10 protein-coding genes and 1 tRNA gene are annotated in these 13,284 nt (G+C 66.6%); 6 read left to right on the forward strand and 5 right to left on the reverse strand.

Annotation, left to right across the window (positions count from 1 at the left end; all coding sequences use genetic code 11):
• Nucleotides 1–57 precede the first annotated feature (57 nt).
• The 3 genes from AC5Y4T_RS21245 to AC5Y4T_RS21255 all read left to right on the forward strand — a co-directional run bounded on the left by AC5Y4T_RS21245 (nt 58) and on the right by AC5Y4T_RS21255 (nt 3,788).
• Nucleotides 58–2,784, forward strand: a complete 2,727-nt coding sequence (locus AC5Y4T_RS21245; protein WP_499921848.1) for an ATP-binding cassette domain-containing protein — start codon at nt 58–60, stop codon at nt 2,782–2,784.
• Between the two features lie 96 nt (nt 2,785–2,880).
• On the forward strand, nt 2,881–3,321 hold the full coding sequence (locus tag AC5Y4T_RS21250) for a ribonuclease FAU-1 family protein (protein WP_499921826.1): 441 nt from the start codon (nt 2,881–2,883) through the stop codon (nt 3,319–3,321).
• Nucleotides 3,322–3,383: 62 nt separating this feature from the next.
• Complete coding sequence (locus AC5Y4T_RS21255) at nt 3,384–3,788, forward strand: hypothetical protein (RefSeq protein WP_499921828.1); 405 nt, start codon at nt 3,384–3,386, stop codon at nt 3,786–3,788.
• A 1-nt stretch (nt 3,789) separates the two neighbouring features.
• Here the strand turns inward: AC5Y4T_RS21255 and coaE are convergent, their stop codons facing one another.
• The 4 genes from coaE to polA form a co-directional block, all read right to left on the reverse strand.
• Nucleotides 3,790–5,004: a dephospho-CoA kinase gene (coaE, locus tag AC5Y4T_RS21260; RefSeq protein WP_499921830.1), complete on the reverse strand. Its 1,215-nt coding sequence runs from the start codon at nt 5,002–5,004 to the stop codon at nt 3,790–3,792.
• An 18-nt stretch (nt 5,005–5,022) separates the two neighbouring features.
• Complete coding sequence (gene rpsA / locus AC5Y4T_RS21265) at nt 5,023–6,459, reverse strand: 30S ribosomal protein S1 (RefSeq protein WP_499921832.1); 1,437 nt, start codon at nt 6,457–6,459, stop codon at nt 5,023–5,025.
• A 156-nt stretch (nt 6,460–6,615) separates the two neighbouring features.
• A complete protein-coding gene (locus AC5Y4T_RS21270; RefSeq protein ID WP_499921834.1) occupies nt 6,616–7,062 on the reverse strand; it encodes a DMT family transporter in 447 nt (148 codons plus the stop codon).
• Nucleotides 7,063–7,091: 29 nt separating this feature from the next.
• Complete coding sequence (polA, locus tag AC5Y4T_RS21275) at nt 7,092–9,752, reverse strand: DNA polymerase I (protein ID WP_499921850.1); 2,661 nt, start codon at nt 9,750–9,752, stop codon at nt 7,092–7,094.
• A 164-nt stretch (nt 9,753–9,916) separates the two neighbouring features.
• On the opposite strand from polA, the gene AC5Y4T_RS21280 reads away from it, so the two are divergent.
• Complete coding sequence (locus AC5Y4T_RS21280; RefSeq protein ID WP_499921836.1) at nt 9,917–10,360, forward strand: Zn-ribbon domain-containing OB-fold protein; 444 nt, start codon at nt 9,917–9,919, stop codon at nt 10,358–10,360.
• Nucleotides 10,357–11,559 carry a lipid-transfer protein gene (locus tag AC5Y4T_RS21285; RefSeq protein WP_499921838.1) on the forward strand — a complete coding sequence of 401 codons (1,203 nt, stop codon included), beginning with the start codon at nt 10,357–10,359 and terminating at the stop codon, nt 11,557–11,559. The genes AC5Y4T_RS21280 and AC5Y4T_RS21285 overlap by 4 nt, the downstream gene beginning before the upstream one ends.
• Nucleotides 11,560–11,655: 96 nt before the next feature.
• On the opposite strand, the gene AC5Y4T_RS21290 is transcribed toward AC5Y4T_RS21285, so the two are convergent.
• On the reverse strand, nt 11,656–12,273 hold the full coding sequence (locus AC5Y4T_RS21290; RefSeq protein ID WP_064952729.1) for an ANTAR domain-containing response regulator: 618 nt from the start codon (nt 12,271–12,273) through the stop codon (nt 11,656–11,658).
• Nucleotides 12,274–12,383: 110 nt separating this feature from the next.
• Here AC5Y4T_RS21290 and AC5Y4T_RS21295 point away from each other — a divergent pair.
• Nucleotides 12,384–12,457 (forward strand) — tRNA-Leu (locus AC5Y4T_RS21295).
• Nucleotides 12,458–13,284 lie beyond the last annotated feature (827 nt).

Raw genomic sequence — 13,284 nt, forward strand, 5'->3', positions numbered from 1 at the left:
AAGCGAAGTCACAGCCGGGTCCAATACAGAGCACTGTCAACTCGGGCCGATACTTGAATAGTGACAAGACCCGCCCCGCCCATCCTGACAATTCGGCATGACGGGTCCCAACGATCCTTCGCGGCCGGCCACGAGGTGGTCGTCGGTCGCGACGTGCAGGCCGATGTGCGCATCGTCGATCCGCGCATCTCGCGCGCGCATCTGATCCTGCGGTTCGATCAAGGCCGTTGGCTGGCAATCGACAACGGCTCGCTGAACGGGACCTACCTCAACGGCTACCGGATGCCGGTGGTCGATATCCATGACGGCCAAAGCCTCCACGTCGGAAACCCCCACGGTCCGCGCCTGACCTTCGCGATCGGACCGCAGACCGGCCATGCCGGCCTGCCGCCCCGCACGCGGCCAAGCCACGACTCCGGCCCGCCGACCCTGGCCTGGTCGGCGCTGGCTGAGCAAACCAATCCGACGCGGCCGCCGCAGCGCCCGCAGGCGCGGCAGGGCGGCCCGGACAGGAGCCCGGCGCGCACCGGTGGGCAGGGTGCGCCGTCGCGCCCCGTGCCACCCCGGCAGCCGGCGGGACCCCCGAATGCCCCGCCGCGACAGGCGCCACCGCCCCGCGTGCCGCCCGGAGGCCCGCCACCCGAGGAACTGACCGTCATCGACCCAAGCTCGCCGGCAAGGTTGCACGTCACACCGCCCGGCGCGGGCGAGGTCAAGGCACCGCCGCGGCCGTCCGCCACACCTGCGGCGGAATTCACCGTGATCGACACCAAGACGGCCGACGTGTCAAACCTGGCGACACGTTTTGTGAAATTGCTCTCGCCGCGCGCGTCGTCGGCCGCCGGCACGGCAGGCGCGATGACGATCGGCCGCGCCCCCGAGAACGACATCGTGGTCTCCGATGTCCTGGCGTCACGCCAGCACGCCAGCTTGGTGCCCACCCAATTGGGCACCGAGATCCGGGACAACAGCGTCAACGGAACGTTCGTCAACGGCACCCGGGTCGGGTCCGCCATCCTGTCCGAGGACGACATCGTCACCATCGGCAACGTCGACCTGGTGTTCCGCGACGGCACCCTGACCGAACACACCAGCGCCGCCGCCCGCACCGGCGGACTCGAGGTGCGCAACGTCAAGTACGTCGTCGACGACGGCAAACAACTGCTGGACGACATCTCGCTGACCGCGCGCCCCGGCACGCTGACCGCCGTGATCGGCGGCTCGGGCGCCGGAAAGAGCACCCTGGCCCGGCTCATCGCCGGTTACACCACACCGACCTCGGGCTCAGTCGCCTTCGAGGGCCACGACATTCACGCCGAGTACGCATCCCTGCGCAGCAGGATCGGCATGGTCCCGCAGGACGACGTGGTGCATCGCCAGCTGACCATCAACCAGGCGCTGGGCTATGCCGCAGAGCTGCGGCTGCCACCGGACACCAGCAAAGCCGACCGCGCCAAGGTCGTCGCCCAGGTGCTCGACGAACTCGACCTGACCAAGCATGCCGATACCCGCGTGGAGAAGCTGTCCGGGGGACAGCGCAAACGCGCCTCGGTGGCGCTCGAGCTGCTGACCGGGCCGTCATTGCTGATCCTCGACGAGCCGACGTCGGGTCTGGATCCCGCCCTGGATTTGCAGGTCATGACGATGCTGCGCCAGTTGGCCGATGCCGGTCGGGTCGTGCTGGTGGTGACGCACTCGCTGTCCTACCTCGACGTGTGTGACCAGGTATTGCTCATGGCTCCCGGCGGCAAGACCGCCTACTGCGGCGCGCCCGACCAGATCGGTGGGGCGATGGGCACCACCAACTGGGCGAAGATCTTCACCCAGGTCGGCGCCGACCCCGACGAAGCCAACCGCCGCTTCCTGGAACAGAACGAGGCGCAAAAGCGGCCCCAGAGGCACCTGCCGGACAAGACCGACGAGCCGAGCGGCCTCGGTGAACCGGTTCACACCAGCGTGCGGCGCCAGATCTCCACCATCGCCCGCCGGCAGGTCCGCCTGGTGATCGCCGACCGCGCCTATTTCGTCTTCCTCGCGTTGCTGCCCTTCATCCTCGGCTCGCTGTCGCTGACGGTGCCGGGCAACAACGGCTTTCATATCCCCGCACCGAATGCGGGCACACCCGACGAAGCCGCCCAGATACTGGCATTGCTGATGCCGGCGGCGGCATTCATGGGCACCGCCTTGACAATTCGCGATCTGGTCGGCGAACGCCCCATCTTCCAGCGCGAGCAGGCGGTCGGGTTGTCGACCACCGCCTACCTGCTCGCCAAGACCGCGGTGTTCTGCGGTTTCGCGATACTGCAGTCGGCGATCGTCACGGCAATCGTGGTGATCGGCAAGAGCGCCCCGACGCGCGGCGGGGTGTTGTTCGGCCACTCGACCGTCGGGGCCACCTTCGAGCTGTTCGCCACCGTCGCGGCCACGTGTGTCGCCTCGGCCATTCTCGGACTGGCGATTTCGTCGTTGGTGCGCTCCAGCGAGCAGATCATGCCCCTGTTCGTGGTGACGGTGATGGCCCAGCTGGTGCTGTGCGGCGGGATGGTGCCGGTGACCGGCCGGCTCGGCTTGAACCAGTTGTCCTGGGCGATGCCGGCGCGCTGGGGCTATGCCGCGGCATCCTCGACGGTGGATCTGCGCCACCTGGTGCCCGATTCGCTGCTGTCCCAGGATCGGTTCTGGCAACACGCGCCGAAGATCTGGCTGCTCGACATGGGCATGCTGGCCGCCTTGTCGCTGTTCTACGCCGGCTTCGTGCGATGGAAGATTCGGTTGCGCCGGTGAGGGATCGCGCAGCGGCGGTAGGGTGACATCATTCACCCGCCGAAGCACGAGACGTTCGATCTTTCGGCCCGCACGAACACCGATCCCAAGGGCATCGTGCGGACCGTCGACGAGTATGCGGTGCACCCGTGGGGCCTCTACGTCGCCCGCCCCACTCCCGGTCGCGCCCAGTTCCATTACCTCGAGTCGTGGCTGCTGCCGTCGTTAGGCTTGCGCGCCACCGTGTTTCACTTCAATCCCGGGCATGAACGCGACCATGACTACTACCTGGACGTGGGCGAATACCTGCCCGGCCCCACGTCCTGGCACTCCGAGGATCACTATCTGGACATCGAGGTGCGCACCGGCGCCAGAGCCGACCTCACCGATGTCGACGAGCTGCTGGACGCCGTCCGCCACGGCCTGCTGACCCCCGAGGCCGCCGAGCAGGCGGTGCGACGCGCCGTGGCCGCCGTGGATGGGTTGGCGGCCAACGGCTATGACCTGTCGCGGTGGCTGGCACACCACGGCATGCAGCTAACCTGGCGGGTGCGGTAGCCGCCGACGGCCCGATGGCCAGCCTGGTGAACCGTGCTACGTCGGGCGTAATCTCAGCTCCTATGAGCTGCACAGCCCGCGGTCTGCTGCCGATCGCCGCCGTATCCGTTATCGCCGTGTTGAATCCGGTAACGGCACGGGCGGATCTGCACAACATCACCTATCGAGCCAGGATCGACGGCGTCACGACGGGGAGTCAGGCCACCTTCGTCATCAACGGCGGTCAGACGAACACGGCCGGGCTGAGCTCGATGCCCGGCAACGCATTCGAAGCCGACACGGTGTTGCCCGATCCACAGCTGGCCGGCATGCGCGTGGTGGTGCGCTTCCCGTACTCGGCGAACGTGCACTGCGAGATCGACGTGGACGACAACGTTTTCGTCCAATCCGACCAATTGGTCAGGCCGGTGGCCGGCAGTGCGGACCCGATGAACGGGACGCTGCAGTGCGGGGCACCGTTGCCCTAGCCTAGGGTTTCCAGCCCGTCGAGTCGGCCCACTCCCAGGCCCGGCGGTAGGCGTCGAGGAACCACGGCTCCTTCGCCTCGACGTAACCCGCGATGTCTCCGCCACCGGACCTTTCGGCGGTGCGCTTGACGTTCAGATAGTCTGCGCGGGCCTCCGGGTTGGCCGTCAACCAGTCCACGAACAGCAGGGCGAACTGTTGATTGGGCCAGCCGCCCACCCGGATGTGCACATTGGTGGGTCGACCGGGATCCGCTGCGGCGTGAATCCGCTTGAGCCACAGCGCCGGATCGCTCGTGTGGTCATAACGCTCGACGGTGCTGCGGGCGTCGTCCTTTGCCACGTCCTCGGTGATGTGCTCCAGGCGCGGGTACCCGGCGGACAGCAACGGCTCGACGAGTTCGTCTGCGACGGCGAGGGATTCCACGGTGATCTGGACGTCGATGACGTCCTTGGCGGCGAGCTCCGGCACGGCGGTCGAGCCGATGTGGTCGACCCGCAGCGCACGATGACCGCAGCTGGTCCGCAAGCGATTCACGATTCGTTGCGCCTGGTCCGGCCAACTCGAATCGGGCGGCACCAATCTGGCCGGAGCCCGGGCGATCTGGTGGGCGCTCAGGTTGTGTGCGAACGGAAGGATGCGGTTGTTCCACACGTCGTGGGCCCGCTGCACCAACTGCTCGGTGCTGCCGGAGTTGTCCAGCCAGATATCGGCGACCGCGCGGCGCTGCTCGTCGCTGGCCTGCGCGGCGATCCGGGCGCGGGCGTCGTCCTCGGGCATGCCGCGCTGGTCGACCAGGCGCCGCAGCCGCACCTCGACGTCGGCGTACACGATGACGACGAGCGGAAACAGCGGCGCCATGCCGGACTCGACCAGCAGCGGAATGTCCTCGACGACAACCGAATCCTCGGGCACCGAGGCGATGATCTCCGAACGGCGATTGCCCACCAGCGGGTGGACAATCCCGTTCAGCGTCTTGCGGGCCTCGTCGTCGCGAAACGCCTTGGCGGCCAACGCCGGTCGATCCAGCGATCCGTCCGGCAGCAGGATGTCATCACCGAACGCCTCGACGAGCGCCGCCAGCCCTTCGGTGCCCGGCCGCACCACCTCTCGGGCGATGACGTCCCCGTCGACAATGACTGCGCCGCACTGCGCAAAGGTGGACGACAGCGCCGACTTGCCGGCGCCGATGCCACCGGTCAACCCGATGCGCAGCATGGCGTGGTCAGGAAAGCGTCACGCGTTGCCGGCGAGTTTCTCCCGCAGAGCGGCCAATTGCGCATCGCTGGCCAGCGATCCGCCCGCCTTCTCCGGAGGAGCACCGTTGCCCGGGGACTGCTCGGCGGGCCCGGCGGCCTCGGCGGCGGCGAACTTCTCCATCTGCGTGGTGTGCATCTTGTGCCGGCGCTCGGCCTCGGCGTAGCGGGCTTCCCACTCGTTGCGCTGCTTCTCGAATCCCTCGAGCCATTCGTTGGTCTCGGAGTCGAAGCCTTCGGGGAAGATGTAGTTGCCCTGCTCGTCGTAGCTGTCGGCCATGCCGTACTTCGCCGGGTCGAACTCCTCGGTGTAATCCTCGTTGGCCTGCTTGAGCGACAACGAGATTCGGCGGCGCTCCAGGTCGATGTCGATCACCTTGACCATCGCGTCGTCGCCGACGGCGACCACCTGGTCGGGAACCTCGACGTGGCGCTCGGCCAGCTCGGAGATGTGCACCAGACCTTCGATGCCCTCCTCGACCCGCACGAACGCACCGAACGGAACCAGCTTGGTGACCTTGCCGGGCACGATCTGGCCGATGGCGTGGGTGCGGGCGAAGTGGCGCCACGGGTCTTCCTGAGTCGCCTTGAGCGACAACGAAACCCGCTCGCGATCCATGTCGACGTCGAGCACCTCCACGGTGACCTCGTCGCCGACCTGGACCACCTCGGACGGGTGGTCGATGTGCTTCCAACTCAGCTCGGAGACGTGCACCAGACCGTCCACCCCGCCGAGGTCGACGAAAGCGCCGAAGTTGACGATGGAGGACACGACACCCTTGCGGATGGCGCCCTTCTGCAGCTGGTTGAGGAACTCGCTGCGCACCTCGGACTGGGTCTGCTCCAGCCAGGCGCGCCGCGACAGCACCACGTTGTTGCGGTTCTTGTCCAGCTCGATGATCTTGGCCTCGATCTCCTTGCCGATGTACGGCTGCAGGTCGCGCACCCGGCGCATCTCCACCAGCGAGGCGGGCAGGAAGCCGCGCAACCCGATGTCGAGGATCAGGCCACCCTTGACCACCTCGATGACGGTGCCCTTGACGGCCTCGTCCTTCTCCTTGAGCGCCTCGATGGTGCCCCAGGCGCGCTCGTACTGTGCGCGCTTCTTGGACAGAATCAGGCGGCCCTCTTTGTCCTCCTTGGTGAGGACCAGGGCTTCGACCTCATCACCGACGGAAACGACCTCATTGGGGTCGACATCGTGCTTGATGGAGAGTTCGCGGGCGGGGATGACCCCTTCGGTCTTGTAGCCGATATCGAGGAGCACCTCGTCCCGGTCCACTTTGACGATCGTGCCCTCGACGATGTCGCCATCGTTGAAGTATTTGATCGTTTTGTCTATTGCGGCGAGAAAGTCCTCGCTCGAGCCAATGTCGTTGACGGCTACTTGCGGCGAGGTGACGGCGGGACTCGGCATGTTGTTGGGTTGCTCCGGACAGGTTTGGTCGTAGGGACAATTGGGATTTACCTGTCGAGGCTACTCGACTGGGCACATGCTGGCCAAACTCGGCCGCTCATACCTCGGCAAGTCTGACGCGGACACGACGTGCGGCAAGTTCGGACGAGCCACCAGTCAGAACTTGGCGATCAGCACTACGCCGCACACCATGAGCACGCCGCCGAGGGCCCTGGGCAGCGTGATCGGATGAGGATCGAGCCTCAACCAGCCAAAATGGTCGATCACCAGCGACATGACGAGGGCTGACGTGACGGTGATGCCCATGAAAGTGCCGGCCCCGACCCGGTTGACCAGGGTCAGGCCGGCATAGACCTGGACGGCGCCGACCAGGCCACCGACCACGGCCCACCAGGGCATCGACGCGACATCCCTGGCGGTGGGCAGCGGTTTCGGCATCAACGCGAACGCGGCGATGAAGAAAACGGTGATCACCGCGAATGAGACCGCAGACGCCAGCCACGGGTTGATCAGGTGCTTGTAGAGCTGGCCGTTCATGGCGGCTCCGCACGTCTGCAGCGCGCCGCCCAGGACGATGAAAGGAACGATCCAGCCTGCGTTCATGACACTCCCTGGTTCGGCGCGCTAGTCGTCTAATGCGCCGCAGCGTCCCAGCTGCGGCCGTAACCCACCGAGACCTCCAGCGGGACATCCAGCGGATAGGCGCTGCCCATCTTGTCGCGTACCAACGCCTCCAGCTGTTCCCGCTCGCCCGACGCGACCTCGAACAGCAACTCGTCGTGCACCTGCAACAGGATCCGGGACGCCAGCCCGGCATCCTTGATCGCCCTGTCCACTTCGAGCATCGCCACCTTGATGATGTCGGCCGCGCTGCCCTGAATCGGCGCGTTGAGCGCCGCGCGCTCGGCCGCTTCGCGCACCTGACGGTTACTGCTGTCGAGTTCGGGCAGGTAGCGCCGGCGGCCGAAGACCGTTGACGTGTAACCGTCCTTGCGGGCCTGCTCCACGACCTGCATCAGGTAGTCGCGCACTCCCCCGAATCGGGCGAAGTATTGCTCCATCTGGTCTTTGGCTTCCTCGGTGGAGATCTTCAGCTGGGCGGAAAGGCCGTACGCGCTCAATCCGTAGGCCAGGCCGTAGGACATCGCCTTGACCCGGCGGCGCAGCTCGGCGGTGACCTCTTCGATCGGGACGCCGAATGCCCGCGAAGCCACGAAGGAGTGCAGGTCCTCGCCGGTGTTGAACGCCTCGATGAGGCCTTCGTCCTTGGAGAGGTGGGCCATGATGCGCATCTCGATCTGGCTGTAGTCGGCCGTCATCAGCTCGCCGTAGCCGTCGCCGACGACGAACGCGTCGCGAATCCGCCGCCCCGCCTCGGTGCGGATAGGAATGTTCTGCAGATTCGGCTCGGTCGACGACAATCTGCCCGTCGCGGCGATGGTTTGGTTGAACGTGGTGTGGATGCGCCCGTCCGAGGCGACCGAATTCAGCAACCCGTCGACGGTGACTTTGAGCCGGGTGGCATCGCGGTGGGTGAGCAGATGCTGCAGGAAAGGATGGCCGGTCTTGTCGAAAAGCGATTGCAGCGCATCCGCGTCGGTGGTGTAGCCGGTCTTGGTGCGCTTGGTCTTCGGCATCTCCAGCTCGTCGAAGAGCACCGCCTGCAGCTGTTTTGGCGAGCCCAGGTTGATCTGTTTGCCGATCACCGCATACGCCGCCTCGGCCGCGTCGCGGATCTGGTGGGCGAAATCGCTCTGCAGCTCGCTCAGCAGATCCAAATCGACTGCGATACCGGCGTTTTCCATGCCGGCCAGCACCGACTGCACCGGCAGCTCCATGCCGCTCAACAACGAGGTGGAGTTGATGCGCGCCAGCTCCTCGTCGAGCGCGTCGGCCAGGTCCAGCACCGCCACCGCGCGCAGGATCAGCGTCTGCACGGCCTGGTCGTCGGTGCCCTCGTTATCGTCGAGCAGCGAAAGTTGTTGCTGTTCAGGGTTTTCGGCGCGAAGTTCGCGGCGCAGGTAGCGCAGCGAAAGGTCATCGAGGGAGAAGCTGCGCTGCCCGGGGCGCACCAGGTAGGCCGCGAGCGCGGTGTCGGACGTGACGCCTGCCAGCGTCCAGCCCCGCCCGGCCAGGTCGTGCATCGCCAGCTTGGCTTCGTGCAGCGCCTTGGGCGGTCCGGGGTCGGCCAGCCAAGACGCCAGCGCCGCTTCGTCTTCGGGATCCAGCTCGGAAGTGTCGATGTAGCGGCCCTCGCCGTCGGCGGAGACGATGGCCAGGGCGGTCGCGTCGGCGTCGTAGGCCAGGTGGGTGCCGACGACGGCCAGGCCGAACCGCTTACCCGAGCTGTGCTCGGCCAGCCACACGGCCAGCTCGCCGGCTTCCAGCGCGCCGCCGCGCACGTCGAAGCCCTCGTCGACCTCGGGCTCCACCGCGGCGAGGGTCTCGAACAACCGGTCGCGCAATACCCGGAACTCCAGGTCGTCGAAGAGCCGGTGAATCTGGTCGCGATCCCACGGTTGCAGCCGCAACGTGTCCGGGGTTTGGGCCAGCGGCACGTCTTTGACGAGATCGGTCAGCTCGCGGTTGCGGATGACGCTGGCCAGATGTGCGCGCAGCGCGTCGCCCACCTTTCCGCGCACCGAGTCGACGTTGTCCACCAGCCCCTGCAGCGACCCGTATTCGCCGATCCATTTGGAGGCGGTCTTCTCCCCCACGCCCGGAATGCCCGGCAGGTTGTCGCTGGGATCGCCACGCAGGGCGGCGAAATCGGGATACTGCCGAGGCGTCAGCCCGTACTTCTCGACGACGGCGTCCGGGGTGAACCGGGTCAACTCGCTGACCCCCTTACGGGGATACAGCACCGTCACGTTGTCGCTGACCAGCTGCAACGAGTCGCGGTCGCCGGTGACGACCAGCACCCGGTAGCCCTCGTTCTCGGCCTGCGTGGCCAGGGTGGCGATCAGGTCGTCGGCCTCGAACCCCTCCTCGGCGAGCACGGTGATGCCCAACGCCGCGAGGACTTCCTTGGTGATGTCGATCTGGCCGCGAAACTCGTCGGGCGTCGCCGAGCGGTTGGCCTTGTACTCCGGGTAGCGCTCGGAGCGGAAAGTCTGGCGGGACACGTCGAAGGCCGCGGCGATATGCGTCGGGGCTTCGTCGCGGAGCAGGTTGATCAGCATCGCGGTGAAGCCGTAGACCGCATTGGTGGTGAGCCCGCCACGGGTTTTGAAGTTCTCGGCGGGCAGCGCATAGAACGCCCGAAACGCCAGCGAGTTGCCGTCCAGCAGCATCAGCGTCGGCGCGGTTTGTTCCTCGCTGGCCTTCGTGGTGGTTTTGGTGGCGGGCACGCGTCTCACTCTAAGCACCCGGTGTGACGGGCTGGGCGCCCCAACCGCGCCACCGGGAGAACTGCAACACGTTTCAGTTTTGGGTGTGCGCTGGGTAGTCTGGCCCAGTGCCCGAGGTCACCACTCATGAACCCGCGATCGACGGGTGGTTCGCCACCGATGACGCCGGAAATCCCCATTTGATCGGCAGCAAGTGCCCCGAGTGCGGCACCTACGTTTTCCCGCCGCGGGAGAACAACTGCCCCAACCCGGCGTGCGCCAGCGATGCCCTAGAGCCCGTCGCGTTGTCGACCCGGGGCACGTTGTGGAGCTACACCGAGAATCGTTATCCCCCACCGGCGCCCTACCCGGCGGCGGACCCGTTCGAGCCGTTCGCCATCGCCGCGGTGGAACTGGCCGGCGAGGGAATCATCGTGCTGGGCAAGGTGGTCGAGGGCACGCTGGCGGCGGATCTGAAGGTCGGCATGGAGATGGAGCTGACCACGATGCCGCTGTTCACCGACGACGACGGCGTCGAACGCCTCGTGCACGCGTGGAAGGTGGCCTCATGAGCGCTCCGGAACCGCTCTACATCCTCGGCGCCGGAATGCATCCCTGGGGCAAATGGGGCCGCGACTTCACCGAATACGGGGTGGTCGCCGCGCGGGCCGCGCTGGCCGAGGCCGGGCTGGACTGGCAGCAGATCCAGTTGGTCGCGGGCGCCGACACCATCCGGAACGGCTACCCGGGCTTCATCGCCGGGTCGACGTTCGCCCAGAAGCTCGGCTGGAACGGTGTGCCGGTCAGCTCGAGCTACGCCGCCTGCGCCAGCGGTTCCCAGGCGCTGCAGAGCGCCCGCGCCCACATCCTGGCCGGCTTCTGCGACGTCGCTCTGGTCATCGGCGCCGACACCACACCCAAGGGCGCCTTCGCGCCGGTCGGCGGCGAACGCAAAAACGACCCCGACTGGCAGCGCTTCCACCTCATCGGGGCGATGAATCCGGTGTACTTCGCGTTGCTCGCGCGCCGGCGGATGGACCTCTACGGCGCGACGTCCGAGGACTTCGCCGCGGTGAAGGTGAAGAACTCCCAGCACGGCCTGCAGAACCCGAATGCCCGCTACCGCAAGGAATCTTCGGTCGAGGACGTGCTGGCAAGTCCGGTGGTCTCCGACCCGCTGCGGCAGCTCGACATCTGCGCCACGTCCGATGGCGCCGCGGCGCTGATCGTCGCCAGCGCCGAGTTCGCCCGCAAGCACCTCGGCTCGCTCGAGGGCGTGCCGTCGGTGCGTGCGGTCAGCACCGTCACCCCCCGCTACCCGCAGCATCTGCCCGAATTGCCGGACATCGCAACGGATTCCACCGCCGCCGTGGCCGCACCGGAGCGGGTGTTCAAGGACCAGATCCTCGATGCGGCCTACGCCGAGGCGGGCATCGGGCCCGAAGACGTGAGCCTGGCCGAGGTCTACGACCTGTCCACCGCGCTGGAACTCGACTGGTACGAGCACCTGGGGCTGTGCCCCAAGGGCGAAGCGGAGGAGCTGCTGCGCAGCGGCGCCACCACCATCGGCGGCCGGGTGCCGGTCAACCCGTCGGGCGGGCTGGCGTGCTTCGGCGAGGCGATTCCCGCCCAGGCGATCGCTCAGGTCTGCGAGCTGACCTGGCAGCTGCGTGGCCAGGCGACCGGCCGGCAGGTGGAGAACGCCACCGTCGGGGTGACCGCCAACCAGGGGCTGTTCGGGCACGGCTCGTCGGTGATCGTCGCGCGCTAGGGTTTACCGCCGCTGGCGGCCTTCACTGTGCAACCACGGCGGCTGGCGTCGGCGTGTCGTCGCCACCAGCGCACATCGGACGCCGTGGGTGCACAGTCAGGCGTCTTTGGACGGATCCAATGTCTCGAGGACGACTTCGGCCACCCGCTTCATCGTGGTCCTGCGGTCCATCGCGGCCCGTTGAATCCACTTGAAGGCCTCGGGCTCCGTCATGCCCTGTTCGCTCTGCAGCAGCCCTTTCGCGCGCTCCACGAGCTTGCGGGTCTCCAGTCGGTCGGACAGCGAGGCCACCTCGCGTTCGAGTTCGGCGATCTCGCTGAAGCGGCTGACGGCCAATTCGATGGCCGGGATGAGGTCGCTGATGGTGAACGGCTTCACCAGATAGGCCATCGCGCCGGCGTCCCGCGCCCGCTCCACCAAGTCGCGTTGGCTGAAGGCGGTCAACACCACAATCGGGGCGATGCGCTTGCTGGCTATCTCCGAGGCCGCGTCGATGCCGTCGCGGCGCGGCATCTTCACATCCATGATCACCAGATCCGGCTGATGGCGCTCGGCCAGTTCGACGGCTTCCTGCCCGTCGCCGGCCTCGCCCACGATCTCGTAACCCTCCTCCCGGAGCATCTCGGCGAGATCCATTCGGATGAGCGCTTCGTCTTCAGCGATCAGGACCCGGCGCGGCACAGCGGCGTCGGTGTCGGTCGTGGGGCCTGTCATGACAAATATTGTGTCGTGACCGCCTCAGACCAGCGACCTCGGGGGCGGTGAGACTGGCGGGCACTCCTGATCCTCTATGGTGGGAGGCTGCCTCTAAGGTAAGAGGCCGCGCCCTCGTATCCCAACTGGCAGAGGAAACGGATTCAAAACCCGTACAGTGTGAGTTCGAATCTCACCGAGGGCACTCGGCGACTCGTAAGACCGATATACGACTTGATACGGCTTTGTTTGCGCGCCACCGGGGCCGCGCTCAACTCCCCCGCGCTCCGGCTCTAAGACGGCGGCGGTGGCACGACGGGGCGGCACACATTGGCCCCTGGGTCCCACCAGTTGCCCGGACCGCAATCCTGCGGCGGCGGCGCCCCCAACGGCTGACAAGCATTAGCTCCCGGGTTCCACCAGTTCCCCGGGCCGCAATCTTGCGGCGGCGGCGCCCCCAACGGCTGACACGCATTGGCTCCCGGGTTCCACCAGTTACCCGGGCCGCAATCTTGCGGCGGCGGCGCCCCCAACGGCTGACAAGCATTGGCTCCCGGGTTCCACCAGTTCCCCGGACCGCAGTCTGGGGGTTGAGCCGAGCTCATCCCCGGAGACACCGCAACCACGTACGTCATCGGCGCTATTGCCATCATGGCGGCGCCCGCCATGTGGCGAATAAGCTTGCTCATCAAAGGACCTCCCATCAGGAACCTGTAGCTCTAAAGATTGACCTTGGCCCTGACTTTTAAACGGTCGATTCGCTTTGCGCCGCGCTCACCGAATGCGAGGTATGCAGATTCCATGCGGGAGCGATTTCACCCACGAGAAATTCAGTCTCACTCATGGAAGTGAAAACTTGTCGGCGAAAAGCGTCCAGGGCCCGATGCGGCCTAGCGCCCTCCCTCTTGAGATGTGACCAGCCACATCGCTTTTGAGAGCACAGCGATGACACACGCTATGTCAGCAGACGCGTCGCCGCCGGCAGTCGGCGTTCGTCAAGCTAATGACGAACGAATTCATCCGCCGTCAGAG

Source organism: Mycobacterium sp. NGS11 (assembly GCF_059813315.1).